Here is a 25,106-nt window from a genome sequence, read left to right as displayed (position 1 = left end):
ATGACGGGGCGGAGAAGCTACTAGAACTGCTCGATGTCGAGGGCGAGAACGCCGGCGCTGCCTTCGGTGATCGAGGTGCGGATGCCGGCCGCTTGCGACAGGATGTGCTCGGCAAAGAAACGGGCCGTGGCGATCTTGGCTTTGTAGAAACCGGCATCGCCCTCGCCGGCGCTCAGCTTCTGCTGCGCGATCAGCGCGGCACGCGCCATCTGCCAGCCGCCCAGCACGATGCCGGCCAGCTTCAGGTAAGGCACGCTGCCCGAGAACACGCCTTTGATGTCGGACTTGATGTTGGCAACCACGTAGTCCACCACCGCCTCCAGTTCGGCCGCGCCCTGCGCCAGCTGCTTGCGGATGGCGGCGAAGTCGGCGCCGTCCTGCGTGCCCAGTTCGGCTTCGGTGGCGCGCACCTGGGCGATCAGGTCCTTGGCGACTTTGCCGCCGTCGCGCACGGTCTTCCGGCCGATCAGGTCGTTCGCCTGGATGGCGGTCGTGCCCTCGTAGATGGTCAGGATTTTGGCGTCGCGGTAATGCTGGGCGGCGCCCGTCTCTTCGATGAAGCCCATGCCGCCATGAATCTGCACGCCATCCCTGGCGACATCCTGCGACAGTTCGGTCGACCAGCCTTTGATGATCGGTACCAGGTATTCGTACACGGCCTGGTGCTGCGCGCGCTCATCGGCGTCGGCGCTGTGGTGCGCCTTGTCGTACAGCGAGGCGCCGACATAGGCCAGCGCGCGCGCGGCCTCGGTTTGCGAGCGCATATTCATCAGCAGGCGGCGCACGTCCGGGTGGTTGATGATGGCCACGCCGGCCGGCGAGCCGTTCAGGTCGCGCGATTGCACACGCTCCTTGGCATACGCCAGCGCATGCTGGTAGGCATGCTCAGACAGGCCGATGCCCTGCAGGCCGACGCCAAAACGCGCCGCGTTCATCATGATGAACATGTATTCGAGGCCGCGATTCTCTTCGCCCACCAGCGTGCCGATGGCGCCGCCGTTGTCGCCGAATTGCAGCACGGCGGTCGGGCTGGCCTTGATGCCGAGCTTGTGTTCGATCGAAACACAGTGGGCGTCGTTGCGCGCGCCCAGCGAGCCGTCGGCGTTGACCAGGAATTTCGGCACGATGAACAGCGAAATGCCCTTCACGCCCGCCGGCGCGTCCGGCGTGCGCGCCAGCACCAGGTGGACGATGTTGTCGGTCATGTCGTGATCGCCATACGTGATGAAGATCTTGGTGCCGAAGATTTTGTAGGTGCCGTCGCCCTGCGGCTCGGCGCGCGTGCGCACGGCGGCCAGGTCGGAGCCGGCTTGCGGCTCGGTCAGGTTCATGGTGCCGGTCCATTTGCCGGTGACCAGGTTTTCCAGGTAGGTGGCTTTGAGCTGGTCGTCGCCGGCGGTCAGCAGCGCTTCGATGGCGCCGTCCGACAGCAGCGGGCACAGCGCGAACGAGATGTTGGCGCCATGCAGCATTTCCACGCAGGGGGTGCCGACCAGCTTCGGCAGGCCCTGGCCGCCGAAGTCGGTCGGGTGTTGCAGGCCTTGCCAGCCGGCTTCGGCGAACTGGCGGAAGGCTTGCTTGAAGCCTTTGGAGGTGACGACGCCGTCCTTGGTCCAGTAGCTCGGCTCCTTGTCGGCCGCGTGGTTCAGCGGGGCGATTTCGGCGGCGACGAATTTCGCGCTCTCTTCCAGCACCGCTTCGGCGGTTTCCGGCGTCGCGTCTTCGCAGCCCGGCAGTTCGCTGACTGCTTTCAGGTTGGCCAGTTCGTTCATTACGAACAGCATGTCTTTGATCGGTGGTTGGTATGCCATTTTTGTCTCCTCACCGTCGTTCGCGCGCAGGCGCAAACCCATGCTGAGTATGGACTCCCGCCTGCGCGGGAGCGACGAGGTTAAAAAGAAGGCCACGGCAATCCGGCATCCGGATCAGCGTGGCCTCGGGTGTGTTTTACGTGCTGTTAGCCCAGTTCGGACACCAGCTGTGGCACGACTTCGAACAGGTCGCCTACGATGCCGTAGTCGGCAACGGAGAAGATCGGCGCTTCCGGATCTTTGTTGATGGCGACGATGGTTTTCGAGTCTTTCATGCCGGCCAGGTGCTGGATCGCGCCCGAGATGCCGACCGCGATGTACAGGTTAGGCGCGACGATCTTGCCGGTCTGGCCGACCTGCCAGTCGTTCGGCACGTAGCCGGCGTCCACCGCGGCGCGCGATGCGCCCATGGCCGCGCCCAGCTTGTCGGCCAGCGGCTCCAGGATCTTGAACGCCTCGCCCGAACCCATGCCGCGGCCGCCGGAGACGATCACCTTGGCGGCGGTCAGTTCCGGACGGTCCGACTTGGCCACTTCGCGGCCGACGAACGACGATTTGCCCGAGTCGGCCACGGCAGCCACGGTTTCCACGGCAGCCGAACCGCCGCTGGCGGCAGCGGCGTCGAAGCCGGTGGCGCGCACGGTGATGACCTTGACCTTGTCCGACGACTGCACGGTGGCAATCGCGTTACCGGCGTAGATCGGGCGCTCGAAGGTGTCCGGCGAATCGACCTTGGTGATTTCCGAAATCTGCGCGACGTCCAGCTTGGCGGCCACGCGCGGCAGGATGTTCTTGCCGTAGGCGGTGGCTGGCGCCAGGATGTGGCTGTACGAAGCGGCGATGGCCAGCGCCTGCTCGGCAATGTTCTCGGCCAGGCCGTCGGCGAAGTAGGCAGCGTCGGCGTGGATGACTTTCGACACGCCGGCGATCTGCGCGGCGGCAGCGGCGGCAGCGCCGGCGTTGGAACCGGCGATCAGGACGTGCACGTCGCCGCCGGCTTGCGCCGCCGCGGTCACGGTGTGCAGGGTGCTTGCCTTCAGGCTGGCGTTGTCGTGTTCTGCGATAACTAATGCGACCATGTTCGGGTTCCTTTAGATAACTTTAGCTTCGGTGCGCAGTTTTGCGACCAGGGTGGCGGCGTCCGGGACGATGATGCCGGCCGAGCGCTTGGCCGGTTCGGCGACTTTCAGCGTTTTCAGGCGCGGGCTGACATCGACGCCCAGGTCTTCCGGCTTGGTCACGTCCAGCGTTTTCTTCTTCGCCTTCATGATGTTCGGCAGCGTCACGTAGCGCGGCTCGTTCAGGCGCAGGTCGGTGGTGACGATGGCCGGCAGCGTCAGCGCCAGCGTTTCCAGGCCGCCGTCGACTTCACGGGTGACGGTGACTTTGCCGTCTTCCAGCACCACTTTCGAGGCGAAGGTCGCTTGCGGCCAGCCCAGCAGCGCAGCCAGCATCTGGCCGGTCTGGTTGGAGTCGTCGTCGATTGCCTGCTTGCCCAGGATAATCAGTTGTGGCTGCTCTTTGTCGGCCACGGCCTTGAGCAGCTTGGCGACCGCCAGCGGCTCCAGCTCGGCGCTGGTTTCCACCAGGATGCCGCGGTCGGCGCCGATGGCCATCGCGGTGCGCAGGGTTTCCTGCGCCTGGGTCACGCCGGCCGACACGGCCACCACTTCAGTCACTTTGCCAGCTTCTTTCAGACGGGTGGCTTCTTCCACCGCGATCTCGTCGAACGGATTCATCGACATTTTGACGTTGGCGATATCGACGCCGGTGTTGTCGGACTTCACACGCACTTTGACGTTGTAGTCCACCACGCGTTTGACAGGTACCAAGACTTTCATAGCTGTGCCTTTGGGAAAAATTAGAATTCGGGACAAATAATGTGGGCTAGATTATATGAGAAATCCGCCCCGCACAAGAAATCAAAGCACGATCGTGCTATTTTTCGCTAGTAGAAATCGTCTAAAAAATAAATCCTTCAGACGAATTTCTAAGGGGAAAATCCAGCGGCGATTATTTGCGCTGCATCAAAAAGACGAATTCACGGCCAGTCTGGACGTGCGACAACAGGGCGTTGCCGGTTTGTTTGCAAAATGCCTGGAAGTCGCGCACGGAACCGGGGTCGGTCGCCATGATGCGCAGCACTTCGCCGCTTTGCAATTCGGAAAGTGCTTTCTTGGCCTTCAAGATAGGCAGCGGGCAATTCAGACCGCGTGCATCCAATTCCTTGTGGAATTCGATGATTTCGTTTTCTAGTATCGTGTCGCTCATCAAGAAACCCGCTCGTTTGTTGGGAGGTGTCGCCATACTACTCCTTTTTGAGGGGATGACGCGCTGCACCAAAATAGTTCGTTGTACGTTGCAAGTTCACAACGGAAGCTGGAAAGTATACAACAGGACCGTGCAGACGACAACGGCCTGCGCGCGACAACCAGTCGCCCGCAGGCCGCATAAACACAGCTCTATAGCGGTTTAACGGGGCTTAGACACGCTCGCCGATCCACGCCGGAACACCGGCCAGCGCCGCTGGCAGACCCGATGGATCGGTGCCGCCGGCCTGCGCCATATCGGGGCGTCCGCCGCCTTTGCCGCCCACTTGTTGTGCGACGAAGTTGACCAGTTCGCCCGCCTTGACCTTGGCGGTGCTGTCGGCGGTGACGCCGGCGATCAGGCTGACCTTGCCGTCGTTGACCGAGGCCAGCACGATGGCGGCGGTCTTCAGCTTGTCCTTCAGCTTGTCCATGGTCTCGCGCAGGCCGGCCACGTCGGCGCCGTCCAGCGTTGCCGCCAGCACCTTGATGCCTTTGACGTCGACCGCCTGCGAGGCCAGCTCGTCGCCCTGCCCTGCCGCCAGTTTCGACTTCAGCGCCGCCAGTTCTTTTTCCAGCGACTTGACCTGGTCCTGCACGGCGCCGATCTTGACGGTCAGCTCGTCCGGATTCGATTTCAGCGCGGCGGCCGCTTCGTTCAGCTTGCGGGCCATGCCTTGCACCAGCGCCAGCGCGCCTTCGCCGGTCACGGCTTCGACGCGGCGGATGCCGGCGGCGACGCCGCCTTCCGAGACGATCTTGAACAAGCCGATGTCGCCGGTGCGCTGCACGTGGACGCCGCCGCACAGCTCTTTCGAGGTGCCGATGTCGAGCACGCGCACTTCGTCGCCGTACTTCTCGCCGAACAGCGCCATCGCGCCGTGCTTGACGGCGTCGTCAAACGACATGTGCTGCGCCTTGGTCGGGTGGTTTTCCAGGATCTCCTTGTTGACCTTGGCTTCCACTTCGGCGATCTGCTCGGCGGTCAGCGGCGCGTTGTGGCTGAAGTCGAAGCGGGTTTTGTCCGGATCGACCAGCGAGCCTTTCTGCGCCACGTGCGAACCCAGCACTTCGCGCAGGGCCTTGTGCATCAGGTGGGTGGCCGAGTGGTTGCGGATGGTGCGCGCGCGCTTGGCCTGGTCGACGTCGGCGCTGACCGCGTCGCCGACTTTCAGCGAACCGGACGCCAGCACGCCGTGGTGGCCGAACACGTCGGCCTGGATCTTCAGCGTGTCGCTGACATCGAAGCGCGCGCCGGCGTTGCCGATCACGCCCTGGTCGCCGACCTGGCCGCCCGACTCGGCGTAGAACGGCGTGGTGTCCAGCACCACGATGCCCGGCTGGCCAGCCGCCAGTTGCTGCACCGGCGAGCCGGCCGCGTACAGCGCGATGACCTTGGCGGTCGCGTGGCTCAGGCTGTCGTAGCCGATGAACTTGTTCTTCTCGCCCGAGTATTCAACCTTGGCGTCCTTGACCGACTTGCCGCCCTTGCGCGACAGTTCCTGGCTTTCCTTCAGCGCGGCGTCATAGCCTTCCTGGTCGAACTTGATGTCGCGTTCGCGGCAGATGTCGGCGGTCAGGTCCGGCGGGAAGCCGTAGGTTTCGTACAGCGTGAAGGCGGTGGCGCCGTCGATGCCGCTGCCGTCCTTGGCCAGCTGCGCTTCCAGCACTTTCATGCCGGTTTCCAGCGTTTCGCCGAAGCGCTCTTCCTCGGCCTTCAGCATCTTGGCGACGTTGTCCTTGGCTTCTTCCAGCTCCGGATAGGCGGCGCCCATCTCGATGGCCAGGTCGGCCACCAGCTTGTAGAAGAACGGCTTGGTCTGGCCCAGCTTGTGGCCGTGACGCAGCGCGCGGCGGATGATACGGCGCAGCACGTAGGCGCGGCCTTCGCTGCCCGGTATCACGCCGTCAACGATCATGAACGCGGCCGAGCGGATGTGGTCGGCGATGACGCGCAGCGACTTGTTTTCCAGGTCAGTGGTGCCGGTTTCGCGCGCGGCAGCCTTGATCAGGGCCTGGAACAGGTCGATCTCGTAGTTCGAGTGCACGTGCTGCAGCACGGCGGCTAGGCGCTCCATGCCCATGCCGGTGTCGACCGATTGCTTCGGCAGCTTGTGCAGCACGCCGGCCTCGTCGCGGTTGAACTGCATGAACACCAGGTTCCAGATTTCGATGAAGCGGTCGCCGTCTTCCTCAGGCGAGCCTGGAGGGCCGCCCCAGATGTCCGGGCCGTGGTCGTAGAAGATCTCGGTGCACGGGCCGCACGGGCCGGTGTCGGCCATCTGCCAGAAGTTGTCCGAGGCGTAGCGCGCGCCCTTGTTGTCGCCGATGCGGATGATGCGCTCTTTCGGCACGCCCACTTCGTTGGCCCAGATATCGTAGGCTTCGTCGTCTTCCTGGTAGACGGTGACGGTCAGCTTTTCGGCCGGCAGGTTATACACCTTGGTCAGCAGCTCCCAGGCGAAGTTGATGGCGTCGCGCTTGAAATAGTCGCCGAAGCTGAAGTTGCCCAGCATCTCGAAGAAGGTGTGGTGACGCGCGGTGTAGCCGACGTTTTCCAGGTCGTTGTGCTTGCCGCCGGCGCGCACGCAACGCTGCACCGAGGTGGCGCGCGAGTACGGGCGGCTGTCGGTACCGGTGAACACATCCTTGAACTGCACCATGCCGCTGTTGGTCAGCAGCAGGGTCGGGTCATTGCCAGGCACCAGGGAGCTGGAACGAACAATCGTGTGACCTTTGGACTCAAAGAATTTGAGGAATTTTTCGCGAATTTCGGATGATTTCATGTCGTGAGCTAGTGGTAACTGGCAAATGCAAAGGGTTGATTATATATGACCACAGGGGCCGCAGGGTTTCAGGTGAAGGCCGGGCCGATCAAATCAATACGGTCGGTGCAAAAACCGTCCACGCCCCACGACAGGATCTCGCGGGCGCGCTCGGGCGTGTTGACGGTATAGCAAAACAAGCCGTAGCCGGCGCTCTTGATCGCGGCGGCCAGCGCGGCCGTCAGGTGCTTGTGGTTGGTGTGGATGGCAACCGCGCCCAGCTCGCGCGCCTGCTGCTGCCAGTCGGCCGGGATCTGGTCCAGCAAATAGCCGCGCGGCAACTCGGGGGCGGCGTCGCGGGCGGCGGCCAGCGCCGCATAGCTGAACGAGGACAGCAGCGGACAGGCGGCCGGGTTGCCGGATGCCAACTCGGCGGCGTAGCTGTCCTGTGTTACTTTGGCAACCCAGGCGCCGGTTGCCGCGTCGAAGCCGTCGGCCGGCTTGATTTCCACGTTCATCCAGATGCCTTCGGCCTTGCAAAAATCGATGAACTGGGTGTAGAACGGCACCGGCTCGCCGCGAAAGGCATCGCCGTACCAGCCGCCGGCGTCCATGCGGGCCAGCGCGCTGGCGTCGGTCTGCGCCACGCTGCCCTGCCCCGCCACGGTGCGACCGAATTCCGGGTCGTGCACCACCATGCCGATGCCGTCGCGCGACAGCATGACGTCGAACTCGACGGCGCGAAAGCCGCGCGCCAGCCCGGCGCGCAGGCCGGCCAGGGTGTTTTCCGGCGCCAGCGTGCCGCCGCCGCGATGTGCAACAATTTTGGGATAGGGCCACATGGCAGTGTCTTGGTTGTCATGGCAAGGATAGCAACGTTATCACGAATGGCGGCGCCGTCAAACAGGTGGCAAGCGCGTGGACTAAGCACTACACTAGCGGCCAGATTGTTACTCAAAAGGTAAAACGCATCATGACAGCTCACAAAGCGTTAGGCCATATCCGCGTGCTCGACCTGAGCCGCGTGCTGGCGGGACCGTGGTGTTCGCAGAATCTGGCCGATCTCGGCGCGGACGTCATCAAGATCGAACGTCCCGGCAGCGGCGACGACACCCGCGCCTGGGGGCCGCCGTATGCGCGCGATGCCGACGGCAACGACACGACCGAGGCGGCCTACTACCTGTCCGCCAATCGCGGCAAGCGCTCGGTGACGGTGGATATCGCCAGCGCCGAGGGGCAGCAACTGCTGCGCGAACTGGTGCGCCAGTCCGATGTCGTGCTGGAAAATTACAAGGTTGGCCAGCTCAAGCGCTACGGCCTCGATTACGAATCGCTGCGCGCCATCAAGCCGGACCTGGTCTACTGCTCGGTGACCGGCTTCGGCCAGGACGGGCCGTACGCGCACCGCGCCGGTTATGATTTTCTGATTCAAGGCATGGGCGGGCTGATGTCGGTGACCGGCGAGCGCGACGACCTGCCGGGCGGCGGACCGCAAAAAGCCGGCGTCGCGCTGACCGACCTGATGACCGGCATGTACGCCACCATCGCCATCCTCGCCGCGCTGACGCACCGCGACCGCAGCGGCGAAGGCCAATACATCGACATGGCGCTGCTGGACGTGCAAGTGGCAATGCTGGCCAACGCCGGCAGCAACTACCTGAACAGCGGCAAGGCGCCCAGGCGCTGGGGCAATGCACATCCGAATATCGTGCCGTACCAGACCTTCCAGTGCGCGGACGGCTACATCATCGTGGCGACCGGCAACGATGGCCAGTACCAGAAGTTTGTCGAGGCCGGCGGACGCGCGGATCTGGCCCATCACGAGCGCTACGCAACCAACCCGCTGCGGGTGAAACACCGCGACGAACTGGTGCCGCTGCTGGCCGAGATGGTGCTGCAGCAATCGCGCGAGTTCTGGATCAGCAAGCTGGAATCGGTCGGCGTGCCGTGCGGGCCGATCAACAACCTGGACGAGGTCTACCGCAACCCGCAGGTGGAAGCGCGCGGCATCGTCATGGACGTGCAGCACCCGACCGCCGGCACCACCAAACTGGTGCGCAGTCCGATGCGGATGTCCGCCACGCCGACCGACAACGCCGTCGCCCCGCCACTGCTGGGCCAGCACACCGACGCGGTGCTGCGCGAGCTGCTGGGCCGCAGCGACGAAGACATCGCAGCCCTGCGGGCAAAAGGAGTTTTGTAATTGGTCACCTTAGAAGAGATTACCGCCCAAAATTTCGAAGATTTCATGGACATGGAGCTGCCCGAGCACCAGCGCGGCTACCTGGCCAGCAACGCGTATTCGATCGCGCAGGCCAGGTATTACGACGACTACATCCCGCGCGGCATCTACCATCAGGGCAAGCCGGCCGGCTTCCTGCTGTACGACAAGCAGTCAAACAACAACATCGGCGAATACGGCATCTACCGCTTCATGGTCGACTACGCGCAGCAAGGCAAAGGCATAGGCCGGCGCGCGATGGAGCTGCTGCTGGCCGAGCTGAAAGCCAAGCCCGACGTCAAGCTGATCACCATCTGCTACAAGCCGGACAACGCCAAAGCCCGGGTCTTCTACCGCGGCTTCGGCTTTGAAGAAACCGGCCTCGACGACATTGGCGAGATGATCGCCGTGATCCGGCCGTAGCGGTCAGCGCGTCCTCCTGTCAGACACTCATGTCACGCTTCAGTTCCTGGATCTGGCTATGCATATGGGTCACGGCGCCCTTGATCTGACCGGACAAGGTAGGGATGTAATTGCAGATGCGCCTGGCCCGTTCGGCCAGGATCTCAAGATCGCGCACCAGCTTGCGGACGCGCGCGTCATCGGCGGATTGCAACACCTCGCGCGCATTGTCGGCGTGCCTATCCATCAGCTCGATGCAATCACGGAGCTCGCGCGGCAAGCCCGGCTCCGCCGACGCCGCCTGGGCGGCCAATCGCACCGCGCGTTCGACAAAATAAAACCGGTGTTGTAAATCATTAGCATGCAACATGATGACCTCCTATCAAGAATCCGCCGATGCGAATTCGACCGCAGAGGCCAAAAGCAGTTTCATCCATCGCGCCAAACACTGATCCAGATCAGCCCGCGCGCAAATACATCCGGGGTCAGGTCTGACATTCGCACGGGCTCAACTGCTGCGCAGTTGAGCCCGTGTGCGAATGTCAGACCTGACCCCGGAGACGGCGCAGGCGGACGGCGACCAACAGCGCCAGCACGAGGGAGAGCGCTAGCACGGCGACCACGCCTGGCCACCCAGCCTGCCCCCACATGACGCCTGTCGCCGAGCCGATAACGCTGGAGCCGAGGTAGTAGAAGAATAGATAGAGCGCCGACGCCAGCGCTTTGTTGCTGGCCGCGCGCCGCCCTACCCAGCTGCTGGCCACCGAGTGCGTGGCGAAGAAGCCGTAGGTGAATACCGCTACGCCCAGCAGCATTAGCGGCAACCAGTTCGATAAGGTCAGCAACAGGCCGCTTAGCATGATCAGCGCCATTACCCACAACACGTGGCGGCGGCCGAACCGGTCGGCCAGGCGGCCGGCCCAGACCGAACTGTAGATGCCCAGCAGGTAGAAGAACGAGACGGCGCCCACCACGCTCTGGCTCAGGCCGAACGGCCCGCCCAACAGCCGGTAGGCGATGTAGTTGTACAGGCTGACGAACGCGCCCATCACCAGGAAGGCCAGCGCGAATAGCCACGGCAGCCCGGCGTCCGACAGGTGCAGCCTGAAGCCGGCCGGCAGCATGCGCCAGCCGCCGCGCGCCGGGTGGAAGTGGCGCGATGCCGGCAGGCTGCGCCAGAATTCCAGCGCCGCCGCGATGCCCGCAACGCCGACCACCGCCAACGCCAGGCGCCACGAGAAATGGTCGCTCAGCACCGAAGTGAGCACCCGCCCCGCCATGCCGCCAAAGGCGCTGCCGCTGATGTACAAGCCCATCGACAGGCCCAGCGATTGCGGTTCGATCTCTTCGCCGAGGTAGGCCATGGCGATGGCCGGCATGCCGCCCAGCACCACGCCCAGCAAGGCGCGCATCGCCAGCAGTTGCGGGTAGTTGTGGGCGAAGGCGCACAGCAGGGTCATGATGGCGGCCACCGCCATCGCGCCCACCATCAGCGGCTTGCGCCCGAGGCGCTCGGAGATGGCGCTCGACGCCAGCAGCGAGACGGCCAGCGCGCCGGTCGAGATCGACAGCACCATGCTGCTTTGCGCCGCCGTCAGCGCGAATTCGTGCGATAGCAGCGGCATCAGCGGCTGCACGCAGTACAGCAGGGCAAACGTGGCGAAGCCGCCGAAGAACATGGCGCGGTTGCTGCGCTTGAATTCCGCGCTGCCGCCGGCGATGCGGGGACCAGCGGTGGCCGGTATGGCGGTGGCCGAGTGGGCGCTGAGGGACATGGGCTTTTCCTGCGAGGTGCGATGAACCCATCTTAGGATTGCGTCATTAATCCGTCCAATATATATTTAAACCTTCAGTCATACTTTTTAAAGATAATGGAACTACGCCATCTGCGCTATTTCGTCGCCGTTGCCGAGGAATTGAGCTTTACCCGCGCGGCCGAGCGGCTGCATATCGGCCAGCCGCCGCTCAGCCATCAGATCCAGATGCTGGAGGCCGAGGTGGGCGCGCAGTTGCTCGAACGTAGCAAGCGCTGGGTGCGGCTGACCGAGGCCGGCAAGCTGTTCCTCGCGGATGCGCGCCGCGTGCTGGCCCTGTCCGAACAGGCGATGCTGACCGCGCGCCGGGCCGAGCGCGGCGAAGCCGGCGAGATCAAGGTTGGCTTTACGTTTTCCACACCGCTGACGCCGCTGTTTGCGGCGGTGATCAACCGTTATCGCCAACGCTATCCGGGCGTGCAGCTGACGCTGAAGGAGATGTCGACCGTCGGCCAGATCGAGGCATTGGCCGCGCGCGAGCTGGATCTGGGCCTGGTGCGGCCGCCGGAGCTGAACCTGCCCGATTCGGTGGAGTTGACGATTTTGCGGCGCGATCCGCTGGTGATGGTGCTGCCGGTCGGCCATCCGCTGGCGGCCAAGCAGCGCATCGCGGTCAGCGATCTGAAGGGTGAGCCGCTGGTGATGTATCCGGAGAGCGCCGGCACCGGCATCCATCCGCAGATCAACCGCCTGTGCCGCGCGGCCGGCTTCAAGCCGACCATTGCGATGGAGGCCGGCGAGGCGTCCACCATCATTGGCCTGGTGGCGGCCGGTTGCGGCGTGTCGGTGTTGCCGGGTTCGTTCGATATTATTCGTATGCGCGAGGTGTGTTATCGGCCGCTCGCGGATGCGGAGGCCACTACGGCGCTGTATCTGGCCAAGCGGCGGGATGCGATTTCGCCGCTGGTGGCGGCGTTCGTGGAGGTGGCAAGCGCTGAGGCCGGCGCCGCCGTCGTTGCTGCGTAGGCGGCAACCCGTGCTGAGCATGCACTCCATGGGCACCCGCCTGCGCGGGTGCGACGGCTGTACGGCGGTTGGCGATGCCCGCATGGGCATCCGCCTGCGCGGGTGCGACGGCTGTACGGCGGTTGGCGATGCCCGCATGGGCATCCGCCTGCGCGGGTGCGACGGCTGTGCGGCCGTTGGCGATACGCCGCATGGGCATCCGCCTGCGCGGGTGCGACGGCTGTGCGGCGGTTGGCGATACGCCGCATGGGCACCCGCCTGCGCGGGTGCGACGGGCGGTTTCGCTGCTCAGGAGTAGTCGGCGTCCAGCTCGGAGCCGGCGTAGTTTTCCAGTTCCGCGAACAGCGTTTTCATCGCCGTGCGACCTTTGATGTTTTGCAGCACCGTGCAGCTCTGGCGATAGCTGTCGATGCGCTCCAGCAGCACCGGATGATGCTGCGCCGGCACCTTGGCCACCAGCTCGGCCCAGCCGGCCTCGTAGTCCGGCTTGTTCTTGCGCACCGCCTTGACGAAGCGCTCGAACTCCTTCTGCCCGGTGCGGGCGACGATCATGCCGCCGCCCTCGACCGCGAAGATGATCGCCAGCGCGATCACGCCTTCGGCGTTGAGGTCGGCATCGCTGACCGGGCCGTCGGTGTTGTGGCGGCGCAGCCAGCCGGCCAGCCGCACCACCGCCTGCACTTCCTTGCGCTGCCTGAGCTGCACCGCATAGCGCGCGGCGCCATCCCAGTTCTGGTTCGGATCGGTCAGGCAGATGTCGATGAACTTCTCGCGCAGGCGCCGCGCGGCGTACACCGGGTCGGTGTCGTACTCGCCGACTAGCGTGTCCTCCGGCAGGCTCGCCAGGTCCTTGATCATGCGGAAGCCGATCTGGAACGCATGCTCGGCGCCCTCGTCGATCAGCAGGTCGAGCGCGGCCAGGTCGTCCTCGCCCGGCAGCGCGCTGTCCAGCCCCAGCGACACGCAGCCGGTGGTCAGCTGCAATGCCTTCTGGATGCCCTCGGCGGTGCGGTCGTTGGTGAACTTCTCGGCCACCATGGCGGTGATGCCGGTCAGCTCGTCGGCCAGCGTGTAGGCGGCGTCATCGTCGGGGTGCTTGGCGAACTGCTGGATCGCGCGGGTCAGGCGCGGCAGGGTTGCTACTACAATGGCAGGCAGCATCGATCAGGCACCCGTTACGAGAAGATGTTGGTGCCGACCGAGCGGCGCGAGGTTTTCGCGCTGCGCGTGGACGGCACTTGCTTGCGCAGCCGGTACAACAGCTCCTTGGTCGAGCGCTGCAGGATGCTCGGCTCGGCGTCCGGGTCGTCGTCGTACTCGGCGTCGGCCAGGTCGGCGCTGTGGCGGAATTCCGGGAACAGCTCGAACAACGCGCGGTCCCAGCCGTCTTCCGAGGCCTGCGCCAGCGCGATCGCCACCGGCACGATGTCGCTGTCGGACGAGGTCTGGCCGGTCAGGTACGGGCCTTTGGAAATGACTTCGCCGGCCACTTCCAGGATTTCCTTCGGCGCCAGCGAGAACAGGATGGCGAAGATGGTGGCGCCATGGTCGGTGGCCGAGGCGGCCGCGAGCAGTTCGTTGCGGCGCTCCTCGTCGTCGGTGGCGAAGGCCACGCCGTGGATGTGGGCGAACAGCGACTCGGCGATGCGCTCCGGATCGTCCTCGATCTGGTCGTCCGGCCAGGTGGCGGCGATGAAGGCCAGGCTGTCGGCCCAGGCCTTCGGCGGCACCAGCAGCGTGGTCAGCGACAGCTTGCCGCCGTCGAAGCCGGCCATGTGCAGCGCGGTCACCTGCGGCGGGATGTTGTTGAGCACTTCCACCACCGCCAGGTCGCCGAACTGGTCGGCCGCTTCGGCGAAGGCTTCCTCGGCGTGGCTCAGCGAACCGGCCAGCACCAGCTCGGTGACCTGCTTGCTCAGCGCCGGCAGATTGGCGCTTTTGTTGTCATCGGCCATGCTTAATCTCCATCCTTGTCGAACATCTGGGCAAAGTCCTCGCTTGCCACGTCTTCGTCTTCGATATCGTCGCCATCGTCGTTGCGCGACAGCTGCTCCAGCGACTGGTCGTCGTCGTCCCAGCGGCGCGGGTTCTTGTGCAGGAAGGCGGTAATGATGGCCTGGCGCGCCAGGTCCGGCATCGATTCGGCGATGGATGCATACATTTTGGCCGCCTCGTCGCCCTTGCACGAGGCCATCGCGAACACGCGCGCGGCGTCGCCGAACTCGTAGTCCTCGGCTTCGGCCAGCAGGCCTTTCGGGTCGTTGAACTCGATGTGGTCGACCAGCGCGAAGGCCAGCATGTTGACGTCCTCGATGCCGCCGCCCTGGGCGTACTCGCCCACCAGCGCGTCGACCATGCGGCGGTAATTCTTGTGATCGGGCGGATCGCCCAGGATGCCCTCGATCTGGCCTTCCAGCTCGCGCGATTGATAGGCGAACTCAGGGTGTACTTTTCTCATTTTTCTCTATCTTTTCTAAACAGATATCAAGCGGCCGGCAGCGTGGTGCCGTGCAGCGCGAACAGCGAACGCCACAGCTGGTAGGCCTCCGCCTCGGCGTCGATGATGATGCGGTGGTTCAGGCTCTGGTTGTACTCGTCGCGCTTGACCGGGTCCGACAGGATCTCGTAGGCCTTGGTGACCGCCTTGAAGCGCGCATCCGCGCCGGGTTCGGGATTGCGGTCCGGGTGGAACCGCATGGCCAGCGAACGATAGACCTTTTTAATCTCATCTTCGCTGGCGTTCGGCGCGATACCCAGTGTGTTGTAATAATTTTCCATTTTGGAAACTCCGGGCCGTGGTGCTGAAACAAATTAATCGATCATTATACCGCGCCGCCATATCCCTATCGGCAATACGGTAAAATGCATTTATATAGAACTTTCGAGCATAGCCACCTTTACAGATGAGCAACGACAAAAACAACCCAGCGCCAGCCCTACCCTCCAATTTCCTGCGCGCCATCGTCGAACACGACCTGGCGGCCGGCACCCATGACCGCGCCGGCTTGCCGAGCGTGATCACCCGCTTCCCGCCGGAACCGAACGGCTATCTGCACGTGGGCCACGCCAAGTCGATCTGCCTGAACTTCGGCCTGGCGCGCGACTACCAGGGCCGCTGCAACCTGCGCTTCGACGACACCAACCCGGCCAAGGAAGAGCAGGAATACGTCGACACCATCATCGACAGCGTCAAGTGGCTGGGCTTCGACTACGACTATCCGAAGGCCGACGGCTCGGTCGAGCATCACCTGCACTATGCGTCGGACTACTTCGACCAGTTGTACGCGATGGCCGAATGGCTGATCGAACAAGGCTACGCCTACGTCGACAGCCAGTCGGCCGACGAGATGGCGGCCAATCGCGGCAATTTCAATACGCCCGGCACCAACTCGCCGTTCCGCAACCGCCCGGCGGCGGAATCGCTGCAAATTTTCCGCGACATGAAGGCCGGCAAATACGCCGACGGCGAGCACATCCTGCGCGCCAAAATCAGCGAAGACGCCATGTCATCGCCGAACATGAATATGCGCGACCCGGCCATCTACCGCATCCGCCACGCGCACCACGTGCGCACCGGCGACGCCTGGTGCATCTACCCGATGTACGACTACACGCACCCGATTTCGGACGCGCTGGAAAACATCACCCACTCGATCTGCACGCTGGAATTCCAGGACCACCGCCCGTTCTACGACTGGCTGCTGGAAACTCTGTCGAAAGGCGGCTTCTTCACGCTGCCGGTGCCGCGCCAGTACGAGTTCTCGCGCCTGAACCTGACCTATGTGGTCACCTCCAAGCGCAAGCTGCGCCAGCTGGTGGAAGAAAAGATCGTCGACGGCTGGGACGACCCGCGCATGCCGACCATCGTCGGCCTGCGCCGCCGCGGCTACACGCCGGAGGCGATCCACCTGTTCTGCGAACGCATCGGCGTGACCAAGGCCGACGGCTGGATCGACATGAGCACGCTGGAAGGCTGCGTGCGCGAAGACCTGGACCCGAAAGCGCCGCGCGCCACCGCCGTGCTGCGCCCGCTCAAGCTAATCATCGACAACTACCCTGAAGGCCAGACCGAAGAGTGCAGCTCGCCGGTCCACCCGCACCACCCGGAAATGGGCGTGCGCACCTTCCCGTTCTCGCGCGAGCTGTGGATCGAGGAAGAAGACTTCATGGAAACGCCGGTCAAGGGCTATTTCCGCTACACGCCGCCGGTCGGCGACCAGCCGGGCAGCCGCGTGCGCCTGCGCCACGGCTTCGTCACCGAGTGCGTCGGCTACGACAAGGATGAAAACGGCAAGGTCACGGCGGTCCACGTCAAATACTTCGAGGATTCGAAATCCGGCACGCCCGGCTCGGACAACTACAAGGTCAAGGGCAACATCCACTGGGTGTCGGCCGCCGCCGCGCTGGAAGCCGAGGTGCGCCTGTACGACCGCCTGTTCACCGACGCCCAGCCGGACGCCGGCGGCAAGGACTTCCTGGCGCTGCTGAACCCGAACGCCAAGGAAGTGGTGAAAGCCTACCTGGAACCGGGCATGAGCACGGCGCAGCCGGACCAGCGCTTCCAGTTCGAGCGCCACGGCTACTTCGTCGCCGACCGCGTCGATTCGCAGCCAGGCAAGCCGGTGTTCAACCGCATCGTCACGCTGAAGGACAGCTGGGCCGCCAAATAAGCCGCCCCGCCCTTGCTGCAACGGCGCCTGCGGGCGCCGTTTTTTATGACAGAATGTCTAGGACAAATATCATTTACACAAAATTGCTTGACGCAACGAACGCTTATTTCCTATAGTCAAAAGAATATTATTGATTCAGGAGCAAGCGGTGGCCATCGTTTTGGCGAGCAAGCAGCTGTTCTCCTCGTCCCGCCCGGTGTGGTGGGCCGGTGTGCTGCTATCGCTGGCGATCGGCACGCTGTTCTACCTGGCGGCGCACCGCACCATCGAATATGACGCCGGCGAGCGCTTCCTGCACCAGGCGCAAAATGCGCAGTACAACATCAGCTCGCGCATCAACGCCTACACCGACGTGCTGCGCGGGGCGGCCAGCTTCTTCCACGCGTCCGAGCATGTGGACCGGGCCAGCTTCCACCGCTACGTCGCCGGCCTCGACATCGCCAACCAGTTCCCGGCGCTGGACAATATCAACTACGCCCACTACGTGACCGACGCCGGCCGCAACCGCTTCGAGCGCGCGCTGCGCAACAACGGCGACACCGCGCTCGGCTATCCGCCGGAATTGCACATCACGCCGTCCGCGCCGCGCGCCGAATACTGGGTGCTGACGATGATCGAACCGCTGGCCGAGTTCCGCGAAAAAATCGGCCGCGACATCGCCTTCCGGCCGCCAGTGGCGCGGGCGCTGGCGCAGGGCCGCGACAACGGCGAGCTGAGCGCGTCCGGCACGCCGATCGACAGCGTGCACCAGCCGGCGGGCGCCGGGCTGGCGCTGCGGCTGCCGGTGTACCGCAGCGACATGCCGCTGGGCTCGGTGGAACAGCGGCGGCAGGCCTATCTCGGCTCGGTCGGCATCGGCTTCAGCGTGCCGCGGCTGGTGCAGGCGGCGCTGGAACAGATGCAGGTGCGCGACGCCCGCCTGGTGCTGTACGACAGCAGCCAGCCGGCGCGCACGCCGGTGACGCTGTTCGACAGCATGCCGGAGTGCAAAACGCTGCGGCCGCACGAGCAGTTCAGCGTGACGCTGCCGATCGAATTTCACCAGCGCCAGTGGCAGGCCCACTTCAGCGCGCCGAGGGAACGCTGGTACAGCCGCTTCGACACCTGGCTGCCGTGGGCGGCGATGGTCAGCGGCTTCACCGGCTCGCTGCTATTCTTCCTGCTGTTCCACACGCTGTCGTCGTCGCGCATGCGGGCGGTCAAGATGGCCAAGGAAATGACGCGCGAACTGCGCACCAGCCAGGCGCGGCTGCAACAGTCGCACCAGAAGCTGCGCCGCCTGGCCGCACACGCCGACCAGATCAAGGAGGAGGAACGCAAGCGCATCGCCCGCGAAATCCATGACGACCTCGGCCAGAACCTGCTGGTGCTGCGCATCGACGTCGACCTGCTGACCAACCGCACCCACCACCGCCACCCGCGCCTGCACGCGCGCGCCGTGCATATGCTGGAGCAGATCGACAGCAGCATCAAGAGCGTGCGCCACATCATCAACGACCTGCGCCCGACGGTGCTCGACCTCGGCCTGAACGCGGCGGTGGAATGGCAGATCGCCCAGTTCCGCGCGCGCTCCGGCATGATGTGCGAGCTGGTCGACCACGATACCGACATCCGCATCGACGACCACGGCGCCACCGCCATCTTCCGCATCCTGCAGGAATCCCTGAGCAACATCCTGCAGCACGCTCACGCCAGCCTGGTACGGGTGGAGCTGCGCCACGCCGCCGGCATGCTGAGCATGACCATCACCGACAACGGCATCGGCCTGCGCGACGGCAGCCGCAACAAGATCGGCTCGTTCGGCCTGGTCGGCATCGAGGAGCGCATCCACCTGCTGGGCGGCGCCTGCACCATCACCAGCAGCCCCAACGGCGGCACCATCGTCGCCATCGCGGTCCCGGTGGGCGGCCCGGCCGACTGATTTTCTTCGCAACATTGATTAACCTCAAGGAACATTTATCCCCTGGCGGCAAAATCAAAGGCGTTCGCAGCCTTTTTCAACCCGCATCAATACCGCAAAGGAAAATCTGATGAATGCTCAAGAAATGCTTGCCATCAACGCCCTCGACCTGGAACCGATCAAGGTCAAGCTGATGCACCGGGAGTCCGGCGAAGGCTGGTCGCTGGAGCGCGCCAACGCCGTCGAGTTCGAGTATCGCCGCTTCCTCTACCTGATGAAGAAATATCCCAACGAACAAACCGCGCCGCTGGTCGATGTGGACATCTTCTGGCACTACCACATCCTCGACACGATCAGCTACGCGGCCGATTGCGAGGCCGTGTTCGGCCACTTCCTGCACCACTTCCCCTACATCGGCCTGCGCGGCGAGGACGACGAAGCGGCCCACATCCGCGTCGGCCTGCGCATGAAGGAGTTGTACGAGGACACCTTTGGCGAGGATTACGGGTGCGACGCCGCGCCGGCCGAGCGCGCCCACTCGGGCGTGGCCGCTGCGTCGTTCGCCCACTCGGGCGTGGCTGCTGCATCGTTTGCCCACTCGGGTGTGGCGGCGCGCTTTGCGCATTCGGGCGTGGCCGCCGGCGACCTCGCCCATTCCGGCGTGGCGGCGCAATTTGCGCATTCCGGCGTGATCGGCGCCCAGGCCGGCGCCGTCATCGCGGCGGCGCAGCAGCCGGGTTTTTACAGCACGCGCCCGCGCCTGCCGGCCTGATACATAAAAAATCGGCAGCCTGATTAAAAAAGTGGCATACTCGGACCTCTGAAAGACGATGGGAGTTCATCATGGCCTTAGAATCCATTGCCGCGACTGGCAGCACCGCCCTGCAACAAACCGCGCCGACCCGCCAGCCTGAGCAAGTCAGACCGGTGGACCGTCCGGCGGAACGTGTCGAACAGGCGGCGCCGCCGCCACCGCAGGCAGCTGTGGCGCCAACGGTCAACACCAGCGGCCAGCGCATCGGCACCACCATCAGCACCTCGGCCTGATACCCGGGCCAGGCAAAAAAACGGCGCGTTACCGCAAGGTACGCGCCGTTTTCTTCGCCGTCCGCTATCAGGACGCCATCATTTCACGCAGTTCGCGGATGCTGAAGTCGCTGATCTCGTGCATGCGGATCAGGATGGTGGCGCCGATCGGCAGCGTGTTGTGGCGGATTTTGGAGATGACCGGCGGGGCCACTTCCAGTGCGCGCGACAGCGCCGCATCGTTTTTCAGTTGCAGCTTCTCGATGATGGCATCGAGTACACGGTTCGGGTTATAGGTCGGGGAGGCGGTGATTTCTTTCAGAGCGGACATAGTGTTTTAAGTAGGTTCGTTGCCACCTAAGCAAAATTTGCAAAAAAGCGACACATGGGTAAGAAAAAATTTTTAGCTCAATTACCTAAGAAGCACTACGAAACACGAACATTTATGCCGCGTTTTAGTGCATAACCGAGATAATACACGCTTTCGTTACAAAACGGCTAACTCAGGCGCAATTTCTGTGAGATTTCGTGAGATTCTAACCCTAAATTGTGTGCTAGCGACGATCTATGTTGTAAAAATAAGTATCAAAGTATGTAAAGATCAGCTCGCGCGGCCGACGCCGGCCGCCAGAAAGCACCATTCGACGGCCATCAGCGTGGCCAATTGGGCGATGGTTCCGGGGAGGAACAGGGTGGAGGAAGAGGAAGGCCCGGCGTCGTGACCGCCGCAATGCCAGCCCAACAGGCGGCGGATTTCTTCCGGGACCGGAGGCGGGCGGTGGCAAAACTCGCGCTGCCGCTGCTGCATGTAGGCGCGGACTTGCTCCTTGCTTGGCTGCAATGTCGCTACCATGCGCGCTCCTTCGTGAAAGATGCTAACAATATCCTACCATGCGGCGGATTGTTTGATATGCATCAAACGCCCCACCTTGTGATTTTTCCACATAAACCTGGCAGCTCACTTGCGATAGTTGAAGCAAGCCGCCGCTTTACTTATCTTTACATCACCGCTTCGGCTTGCTCGCGGCGGTGAAGATGGTTTTGGCGTCCTGGTGCGCCTGGTCGAGGTTGCGCATGCTGGCCACCTCATCGTGCCGGACAAAGAATTCGGCGTCCTGCGCCTGCACGACCATCTTGATCGCGGCCTCGTCGGCCACATCGTATTTCTCGACGATCAGCGTGGTTACTTCGTCCAGGTATTCTTCGTAAGTCATGTTCGGCATGGTGCGTCCTTGTGGTTAAGGGCGACATTTTAACAATGTCGCCGCCACCGTCGGGTAACGCAGGCGCACGCCAAGCTCGCGCTTGATGCGGCCGTTGCGCAAACGCCGCGATTCCGACATGAACGACAGCAGCGCCGGCGTCACTACCTGTTGCAATTGCGCACGCGGCAAACGCGGCGGGCGCGGCAGCTGGAAGGCGTCGGCGACCGCATCGAAATATTGCGCCATCTTCATATCGCTGTCATCCACCGCATGGTAGACACGGTTAGGCAGCGCACGATACAGCGCGCGGGCGATGATGGCGGCCAGGTCGTCGGCATGGATGTGGTTGGTATAGACGTCGTCGGCCTCGATCAGCGCGGGCGTCCCCTGCTGCAAGCGCTTGATCGGCAGACGGTCGGCGCCGTAGATGCCGGGCACGCGCAGGATGGCCAGCGCGGCGCCGCTGCGGCGCGCCCAGCGCCGCAGCGTGCACTCGGCGTCGACCCGGCGCAGCGCGCGGGCGTTGCGCGGCGCCACCGGCCGGCTCTCGTCGAACAGGGCGCCGCCACAATCGCCGTAGACGCCGGTGGTACTGACATAAACCAAGCGCCCTTGCTCGGGTAAAATGGCGGTCAAATTGCGCGTGCGGCTGTCCAGTACGCCTTCGGCCGGCGGCGGCGCCAGGTGGACCACCCACGGCGCCAGCCCGGCCAGGCGGCGCAGGCTGGCCGGACGGTCCAGATCGGCGACCAGCGGCACGGCGCCGGCGGCACGCAATTCGGCGCAGCGTTCCTGCTGGCTGGTGGTGGCGAACACGCGGAAATACGGCGTCAGCAGCGGCAACAGGCGCATGCCGACGTCGCCGCAGCCCACGATCAGCAGGCGCGGCCGCTTGAATTTCTGAATATGTAGGTTTTTCATCTGAAAGATTGTATGACGTTTCAAATAACTGTACAGCCCAGCGGCCACCAATTCGCCTGCGAGGACGACGAAACCATCCTGGCGGCCGCCATGCGCGCCGGCGTCGGCCTGCCCTACGGCTGCAAAAACGGCGCCTGCAGCTCGTGCAAGGGCAAGGTGCTGCAAGGCGAGGTGAAACACAAGCCGCACCAGGAACGCGCGCTGCCAGCCGACGAGGCCGCCCGCGGCGTGTCGCTGTTCTGTTGCGCCGTGCCGCAGGGCGACCTGGTGATCGAGGCGCGCGAGGTGGCCGGCAGCGACGACTATCCGATCCGCAAGATGCCGTCGCGCGTGGCCACCATGGAAAAAGTGGCGTCGGACGTGATCATCATGACGCTGCAACTGCCGGCCAATGAAACGCTGAAGTTCCGCGCCGGCCAGTACATCGAATTCATGCTCAAGGACGGCAAGCGCCGCAGCTATTCGCTGGCCTCGCCGCCGGACCAGGACCAGCCGCTGACGCTGCACATCCGCCACCTGCCGGGCGGCCTGTTCACCGACCAGGTGTTCAGCACCATGAAGGAACGCGACATCCTGCGCTTCGAAGGGCCGATGGGCACCTTCTTCGTGCGCGAGGACAGCGACAAGCCGATGGTGCTGCTGGCCTCGGGCACCGGCTTCGCGCCGATCAAGGCGATTGTCGACCACCTGCGCGCGCAGGGCTCGTCGCGCCAGATGACGCTGTACTGGGGCGGCCGCCGCCCGCAGGACATTTACATGGATGCGCTGTGCCGCGCGTGGGAGCAGCAACTGCCGAACTTCAAGTACGTGCCGGTGCTGTCCAACCTGCAACCGGAAGACCACTGGGCCGGCCGCACCGGCTATGTGCACCAGGCGGTGATGGAAGACCTGCCGGACCTGTCCGGCCACCAGGTGTACGCCTGCGGCGCGCCGGTCATGGTGGAATCGGCCAAGGCCGACTTCGTGGCCCGGTGCGGGCTGCCGGAGGAAGAGTTCTACGCCGACGCCTTCACCACCGAAGCCGACCTCCACCAGTAACCAGCATCCACCCGCCGGGGCCCTTCGGGATGCAGAGTCCCAGGGCTCCGCATCCCGAAAGACCCAATGTCAGACAGTCCTTCCCACAACGGTTTCAGCGTTCTGCGTCACCGCAACTTCGCCCTCTATCTCTCCGCGCGCACGCTGGCCACGCTGGCCGTGCAAATGCAAAACGTCGCCATCGGCTGGCAGGTCTATTCGATGACGCACAACCTGTTCGACCTGGGCCTGATCGGCCTGGCGCAGTTCCTGCCGTTCCTGGCGCTGATCCTGATCGCCGGCCACGCCGCCGACCGCTACGACCGCCGCAACCTGATCGCCATCGCGCTGTTCGCGCAGATGCTGTGCGGCCTGATGCTGCTGCTGTTCGCCTACACCGGCCTGCCGGCCGTGTGGCCGATCTTCGCCGTGCTGGTGGTGTACGGCAGCGCGCGCGCCTTCATGGGCCCGGCCACGCAAGCGATCCTGGTCAACCTGGTGCCGCAGGAAAGCTTCAGCAAGGCGGTGGCCCTGAGTTCGTCGTCGTTCCACGTCGCCGTGATCGTCGGCCCCACGCTGGGCGGGCTGTTCTACCTGGCCGGGCCGAAAACGGTGTATATGATTTCCTCGGTGCTGCTGGTGCTGGCGGTAATCATGATGTGCATGGTGAAGTCGGTCAAGCAGGCCAGCGCCAGCGGCCCGGCCTCGTGGCACACGGTGCTCGAGGGCCTGCGCTTCGTGTGGAACAAGAAGGTGGTGCTGGGCGCGATTTCGCTCGACCTGTTCGCGGTGCTGTTCGGCGGCGCCACCGCGTTGCTGCCGGCGCTGGCGCACGACGTGCTGCACATCGGCCCGAGCGGACTGGGCGCGCTGCGCACCATGCCGGGCGCCGGCGCGGCGCTGTGCTCCATCGCGCTGGCCTTCTTCCCGATCACCCGCCGCGTCGGCGCGTGGATGCTGGGCGGCGTGGCGCTGTTCGGGGTCGGCACCATCATCCTCGGCGCGACCACCAGCTTTGTGGTGGCGCTGGTGGTGCTGTTCCTGATGGGTGCCGGCGACATGATCAGCGTGTATGTGCGCCACTTGCTGGTGCAGTACGAAACGCCGGACGAAATCCGCGGCCGCGTCAGCGCGGTCAACTCGGTGTTCATCGGCGCCTCCAATGAACTGGGCGAGTTCGAATCCGGCATCACCGCCGGCTGGCTGGGACTGACGCGCGCGATCCTGTTCGGCGGCGCCGCCACGCTGGCCGTGGTCGGCGCGTGGACCGTGCTGTTCCCGGTGCTGTCGCGCATGGACCGCTTCCCTCACGACGATAAAAAATGACACTGCGCCTGCCTGCCCTCATCCACAGCCGCCCTCACCTGACCCTGGCGATCGTGCTGGGCGCCGCCGCCGCGCCCCTGCTGCCTGACGGCTGGCCGCCAATGACGCGGCTGATGGCGTGCTGGGACATCGTGGTCTGGGTGTACCTGGCAACGATGGTCAGGATGATGGTGCGGGCCGACCATCACGACATCAAGCGCGCCGCCTGCCGGCAGGACGAGAAAGGACCGGTGATCCTGGCCGTGCTGTCGCTGGCGGTGCTGGCCAGCCTGGCCGCCATCGTCTCGCAACTGGCCAGCACCAAGGGGCTGCCGGACGACGTGCTGGCGCTGCGCTTCACGCTCAGCGTGCTGACCTTGATCGGCTCGTGGTTCATGGTCGGCGTCATGTTTTGCTCGCACTACGCGCACCTGTACTACATGGACGACGGCGACGACAAGGCGCTCGGCTTCCCGGACGGCGACCTCGCGCCGAATTACTGGGACTTCCTGTATTTCTCGTTCACCATCTGCGTGGCGGTGCAGACCTCCGATGTCACGGTGCGCACGCGCCGCCTGCGCAAGGTGGTGCTGGGCCAATCGGTGCTGTGTTTCTTCTACAACCTGGCGATTCTCGGCCTGTCGATCAACATCGCCGCCTCGCTGCTCTGAAAACGGTGGAATGAACGGATAGATCAAGTTTGCGCACGACAGTGAGCCAATTAACGCCCACTTAAGCTTGCAAGGAGTAATATGGTTACGCTGTCAAACAACA

Annotated in this window: 26 protein-coding genes; 10 read left to right on the top strand and 16 right to left on the bottom strand. The window is 64.2% G+C overall.

Going from position 1 to position 25,106, the window contains the following annotated elements:
- Positions 1-20 precede the first annotated feature (20 nt).
- The 6 genes from ACRQ5J_RS08035 to ugpQ all read right to left on the bottom strand — a co-directional run bounded on the left by ACRQ5J_RS08035 (position 21) and on the right by ugpQ (position 7,727).
- On the bottom strand, positions 21-1,811 hold the full coding sequence (locus tag ACRQ5J_RS08035; protein WP_432382426.1) for an acyl-CoA dehydrogenase C-terminal domain-containing protein: 1,791 nt from the start codon (positions 1,809-1,811) through the stop codon (positions 21-23).
- Positions 1,812-1,957: 146 nt separating this feature from the next.
- Entirely contained in the window at positions 1,958-2,890 is a 933-nt protein-coding gene (locus ACRQ5J_RS08030) for an electron transfer flavoprotein subunit alpha/FixB family protein (protein ID WP_432382424.1), read from the bottom strand.
- A 12-nt stretch (positions 2,891-2,902) separates the two neighbouring features.
- On the bottom strand, positions 2,903-3,652 hold the full coding sequence (locus ACRQ5J_RS08025; RefSeq protein WP_432382422.1) for an electron transfer flavoprotein subunit beta/FixA family protein: 750 nt from the start codon (positions 3,650-3,652) through the stop codon (positions 2,903-2,905).
- A 172-nt stretch (positions 3,653-3,824) separates the two neighbouring features.
- A complete protein-coding gene (locus ACRQ5J_RS08020) occupies positions 3,825-4,082 on the bottom strand; it encodes a sulfurtransferase TusA family protein (RefSeq protein WP_432383609.1) in 258 nt (85 codons plus the stop codon).
- A 211-nt stretch (positions 4,083-4,293) separates the two neighbouring features.
- Positions 4,294-6,906: an alanine--tRNA ligase gene (gene alaS / locus ACRQ5J_RS08015; RefSeq protein ID WP_432382421.1), complete on the bottom strand. Its 2,613-nt coding sequence runs from the start codon at positions 6,904-6,906 to the stop codon at positions 4,294-4,296.
- Between the two features lie 68 nt (positions 6,907-6,974).
- Positions 6,975-7,727 (bottom strand): glycerophosphodiester phosphodiesterase, encoded by a 753-nt coding sequence (ugpQ, locus tag ACRQ5J_RS08010; RefSeq protein WP_432382419.1) that lies wholly within the window; start codon positions 7,725-7,727, stop codon positions 6,975-6,977.
- A 131-nt stretch (positions 7,728-7,858) separates the two neighbouring features.
- Here ugpQ and ACRQ5J_RS08005 point away from each other — a divergent pair, with 131 nt between their 5' ends.
- On the top strand, positions 7,859-9,088 hold the full coding sequence (locus ACRQ5J_RS08005; protein WP_432382417.1) for a CaiB/BaiF CoA transferase family protein: 1,230 nt from the start codon (positions 7,859-7,861) through the stop codon (positions 9,086-9,088).
- A complete protein-coding gene (locus ACRQ5J_RS08000; RefSeq protein ID WP_432382416.1) occupies positions 9,089-9,529 on the top strand; it encodes a GNAT family N-acetyltransferase in 441 nt (146 codons plus the stop codon). It begins immediately after the preceding gene.
- Between the two features lie 19 nt (positions 9,530-9,548).
- Here ACRQ5J_RS08000 and ACRQ5J_RS07995 read toward each other — a convergent pair whose 3' ends face one another.
- Positions 9,549-9,878: a hypothetical protein gene (locus tag ACRQ5J_RS07995; RefSeq protein WP_432382414.1), complete on the bottom strand. Its 330-nt coding sequence runs from the start codon at positions 9,876-9,878 to the stop codon at positions 9,549-9,551.
- Positions 9,879-10,050: 172 nt separating this feature from the next.
- Positions 10,051-11,283, bottom strand: a complete 1,233-nt coding sequence (locus tag ACRQ5J_RS07990; RefSeq protein WP_432382412.1) for an MFS transporter — start codon at positions 11,281-11,283, stop codon at positions 10,051-10,053.
- Positions 11,284-11,379: 96 nt separating this feature from the next.
- On the opposite strand from ACRQ5J_RS07990, the gene ACRQ5J_RS07985 reads away from it, so the two are divergent.
- Complete coding sequence (locus ACRQ5J_RS07985) at positions 11,380-12,288, top strand: LysR substrate-binding domain-containing protein (protein WP_432382411.1); 909 nt, start codon at positions 11,380-11,382, stop codon at positions 12,286-12,288.
- Positions 12,289-12,576: 288 nt separating this feature from the next.
- Here ACRQ5J_RS07985 and ACRQ5J_RS07980 read toward each other — a convergent pair whose 3' ends face one another.
- Genes ACRQ5J_RS07980 through ACRQ5J_RS07965 form a run of 4 tightly spaced genes read right to left on the bottom strand, consistent with a single transcriptional unit; the run spans position 12,577 to position 15,066 of the window.
- Positions 12,577-13,449, bottom strand: coding sequence for a hypothetical protein (locus ACRQ5J_RS07980; protein ID WP_432382409.1), 873 nt, complete (start codon positions 13,447-13,449; stop codon positions 12,577-12,579).
- 14 nt (positions 13,450-13,463) lie between these two features.
- Positions 13,464-14,243 carry a hypothetical protein gene (locus ACRQ5J_RS07975; protein WP_432382407.1) on the bottom strand — a complete coding sequence of 260 codons (780 nt, stop codon included), beginning with the start codon at positions 14,241-14,243 and terminating at the stop codon, positions 13,464-13,466.
- A 2-nt stretch (positions 14,244-14,245) separates the two neighbouring features.
- Positions 14,246-14,746: a hypothetical protein gene (locus ACRQ5J_RS07970; protein ID WP_432382405.1), complete on the bottom strand. Its 501-nt coding sequence runs from the start codon at positions 14,744-14,746 to the stop codon at positions 14,246-14,248.
- A 26-nt stretch (positions 14,747-14,772) separates the two neighbouring features.
- The gene (locus ACRQ5J_RS07965; RefSeq protein WP_432382403.1) at positions 14,773-15,066 is read right to left on the bottom strand and encodes a DnaJ domain-containing protein; all 294 of its coding nucleotides are present in this window, start codon (positions 15,064-15,066) and stop codon (positions 14,773-14,775) included.
- A gap of 125 nt (positions 15,067-15,191) precedes the next feature.
- Between ACRQ5J_RS07965 and ACRQ5J_RS07960 the strand changes: the two genes are divergently transcribed.
- The 4 genes from ACRQ5J_RS07960 (at position 15,192) to ACRQ5J_RS07945 (ending at position 19,905) form a co-directional block, all read left to right on the top strand.
- The gene (locus ACRQ5J_RS07960) at positions 15,192-16,958 is read left to right on the top strand and encodes a glutamine--tRNA ligase/YqeY domain fusion protein (protein ID WP_432382401.1); all 1,767 of its coding nucleotides are present in this window, start codon (positions 15,192-15,194) and stop codon (positions 16,956-16,958) included.
- A gap of 148 nt (positions 16,959-17,106) precedes the next feature.
- Positions 17,107-18,879 (top strand): CHASE domain-containing protein, encoded by a 1,773-nt coding sequence (locus ACRQ5J_RS07955; protein WP_432382399.1) that lies wholly within the window; start codon positions 17,107-17,109, stop codon positions 18,877-18,879.
- Between the two features lie 109 nt (positions 18,880-18,988).
- Positions 18,989-19,630 (top strand): glycine-rich domain-containing protein, encoded by a 642-nt coding sequence (locus ACRQ5J_RS07950; RefSeq protein WP_432382397.1) that lies wholly within the window; start codon positions 18,989-18,991, stop codon positions 19,628-19,630.
- 71 nt (positions 19,631-19,701) lie between these two features.
- Complete coding sequence (locus tag ACRQ5J_RS07945) at positions 19,702-19,905, top strand: hypothetical protein (RefSeq protein ID WP_432382395.1); 204 nt, start codon at positions 19,702-19,704, stop codon at positions 19,903-19,905.
- A 67-nt stretch (positions 19,906-19,972) separates the two neighbouring features.
- On the opposite strand, the gene ACRQ5J_RS07940 is transcribed toward ACRQ5J_RS07945, so the two are convergent.
- The 4 genes from ACRQ5J_RS07940 to ACRQ5J_RS07925 form a co-directional block, all read right to left on the bottom strand.
- On the bottom strand, positions 19,973-20,215 hold the full coding sequence (locus ACRQ5J_RS07940; protein WP_135203922.1) for a hypothetical protein: 243 nt from the start codon (positions 20,213-20,215) through the stop codon (positions 19,973-19,975).
- Between the two features lie 270 nt (positions 20,216-20,485).
- A complete protein-coding gene (locus ACRQ5J_RS07935; RefSeq protein WP_432382392.1) occupies positions 20,486-20,737 on the bottom strand; it encodes a hypothetical protein in 252 nt (83 codons plus the stop codon).
- 151 nt (positions 20,738-20,888) lie between these two features.
- Positions 20,889-21,107, bottom strand: coding sequence for a hypothetical protein (locus ACRQ5J_RS07930; protein WP_432382390.1), 219 nt, complete (start codon positions 21,105-21,107; stop codon positions 20,889-20,891).
- Positions 21,108-21,122: 15 nt separating this feature from the next.
- Entirely contained in the window at positions 21,123-22,010 is an 888-nt protein-coding gene (locus tag ACRQ5J_RS07925) for an SDR family oxidoreductase (RefSeq protein WP_432382388.1), read from the bottom strand.
- Between the two features lie 12 nt (positions 22,011-22,022).
- Between ACRQ5J_RS07925 and ACRQ5J_RS07920 the strand changes: the two genes are divergently transcribed.
- From ACRQ5J_RS07920 to ACRQ5J_RS07910, 3 genes are all read left to right on the top strand, one after another.
- Positions 22,023-23,048 carry a CDP-6-deoxy-delta-3,4-glucoseen reductase gene (locus ACRQ5J_RS07920; protein WP_432382386.1) on the top strand — a complete coding sequence of 342 codons (1,026 nt, stop codon included), beginning with the start codon at positions 22,023-22,025 and terminating at the stop codon, positions 23,046-23,048.
- Positions 23,049-23,114: 66 nt separating this feature from the next.
- Positions 23,115-24,353 carry an MFS transporter gene (locus ACRQ5J_RS07915; protein WP_432382384.1) on the top strand — a complete coding sequence of 413 codons (1,239 nt, stop codon included), beginning with the start codon at positions 23,115-23,117 and terminating at the stop codon, positions 24,351-24,353.
- Positions 24,350-25,003 (top strand): DUF1345 domain-containing protein, encoded by a 654-nt coding sequence (locus ACRQ5J_RS07910; RefSeq protein ID WP_432382382.1) that lies wholly within the window; start codon positions 24,350-24,352, stop codon positions 25,001-25,003. Before ACRQ5J_RS07915 ends, ACRQ5J_RS07910 begins: the two co-directional genes overlap by 4 nt.
- Positions 25,004-25,106: the final 103 nt, after the last annotated feature.

The organism is Duganella sp. P38, from assembly GCF_050859475.1.
Taxonomy (GTDB): domain Bacteria; phylum Pseudomonadota; class Gammaproteobacteria; order Burkholderiales; family Burkholderiaceae_D; genus Rugamonas.
The sequence above is the reverse complement of the archived record's forward strand: the minus strand, read 5'-3'. Positions and strand labels throughout refer to the sequence as shown.

Bases quoted from the DNA above. Each gene is read 5' to 3' on its own strand.
- ACRQ5J_RS08035 (WP_432382426.1), bottom strand. From the start codon at position 1,811: ATGGCATACCAACCACCGATCAAAGACATGCTGTTCGTAATGAACGAA.
- ACRQ5J_RS08030 (WP_432382424.1), bottom strand. From the start codon at position 2,890: ATGGTCGCATTAGTTATCGCAGAACACGACAACGCCAGCCTGAAGGCA.
- ACRQ5J_RS08025 (WP_432382422.1), bottom strand. From the start codon at position 3,652: ATGAAAGTCTTGGTACCTGTCAAACGCGTGGTGGACTACAACGTCAAA.
- ACRQ5J_RS08020 (WP_432383609.1), bottom strand. From the start codon at position 4,082: ATGAGCGACACGATACTAGAAAACGAAATCATCGAATTCCACAAGGAA.
- alaS (WP_432382421.1), bottom strand. From the start codon at position 6,906: ATGAAATCATCCGAAATTCGCGAAAAATTCCTCAAATTCTTTGAGTCC.
- ugpQ (WP_432382419.1), bottom strand. From the start codon at position 7,727: ATGTGGCCCTATCCCAAAATTGTTGCACATCGCGGCGGCGGCACGCTG.
- ACRQ5J_RS08005 (WP_432382417.1), top strand. From the start codon at position 7,859: ATGACAGCTCACAAAGCGTTAGGCCATATCCGCGTGCTCGACCTGAGC.
- ACRQ5J_RS07995 (WP_432382414.1), bottom strand. From the start codon at position 9,878: ATGTTGCATGCTAATGATTTACAACACCGGTTTTATTTTGTCGAACGC.
- ACRQ5J_RS07990 (WP_432382412.1), bottom strand. From the start codon at position 11,283: ATGTCCCTCAGCGCCCACTCGGCCACCGCCATACCGGCCACCGCTGGT.
- ACRQ5J_RS07985 (WP_432382411.1), top strand. From the start codon at position 11,380: ATGGAACTACGCCATCTGCGCTATTTCGTCGCCGTTGCCGAGGAATTG.
- ACRQ5J_RS07980 (WP_432382409.1), bottom strand. From the start codon at position 13,449: ATGCTGCCTGCCATTGTAGTAGCAACCCTGCCGCGCCTGACCCGCGCG.
- ACRQ5J_RS07975 (WP_432382407.1), bottom strand. From the start codon at position 14,243: ATGGCCGATGACAACAAAAGCGCCAATCTGCCGGCGCTGAGCAAGCAG.
- ACRQ5J_RS07970 (WP_432382405.1), bottom strand. From the start codon at position 14,746: ATGAGAAAAGTACACCCTGAGTTCGCCTATCAATCGCGCGAGCTGGAA.
- ACRQ5J_RS07965 (WP_432382403.1), bottom strand. From the start codon at position 15,066: ATGGAAAATTATTACAACACACTGGGTATCGCGCCGAACGCCAGCGAA.
- ACRQ5J_RS07960 (WP_432382401.1), top strand. From the start codon at position 15,192: ATGAGCAACGACAAAAACAACCCAGCGCCAGCCCTACCCTCCAATTTC.
- ACRQ5J_RS07950 (WP_432382397.1), top strand. From the start codon at position 18,989: ATGAATGCTCAAGAAATGCTTGCCATCAACGCCCTCGACCTGGAACCG.
- ACRQ5J_RS07945 (WP_432382395.1), top strand. From the start codon at position 19,702: ATGGCCTTAGAATCCATTGCCGCGACTGGCAGCACCGCCCTGCAACAA.
- ACRQ5J_RS07940 (WP_135203922.1), bottom strand. From the start codon at position 20,215: ATGTCCGCTCTGAAAGAAATCACCGCCTCCCCGACCTATAACCCGAAC.
- ACRQ5J_RS07935 (WP_432382392.1), bottom strand. From the start codon at position 20,737: ATGGTAGCGACATTGCAGCCAAGCAAGGAGCAAGTCCGCGCCTACATG.
- ACRQ5J_RS07930 (WP_432382390.1), bottom strand. From the start codon at position 21,107: ATGCCGAACATGACTTACGAAGAATACCTGGACGAAGTAACCACGCTG.
- ACRQ5J_RS07925 (WP_432382388.1), bottom strand. From the start codon at position 22,010: ATGAAAAACCTACATATTCAGAAATTCAAGCGGCCGCGCCTGCTGATC.
- ACRQ5J_RS07920 (WP_432382386.1), top strand. From the start codon at position 22,023: ATGACGTTTCAAATAACTGTACAGCCCAGCGGCCACCAATTCGCCTGC.
- ACRQ5J_RS07915 (WP_432382384.1), top strand. From the start codon at position 23,115: ATGTCAGACAGTCCTTCCCACAACGGTTTCAGCGTTCTGCGTCACCGC.
- ACRQ5J_RS07910 (WP_432382382.1), top strand. From the start codon at position 24,350: ATGACACTGCGCCTGCCTGCCCTCATCCACAGCCGCCCTCACCTGACC.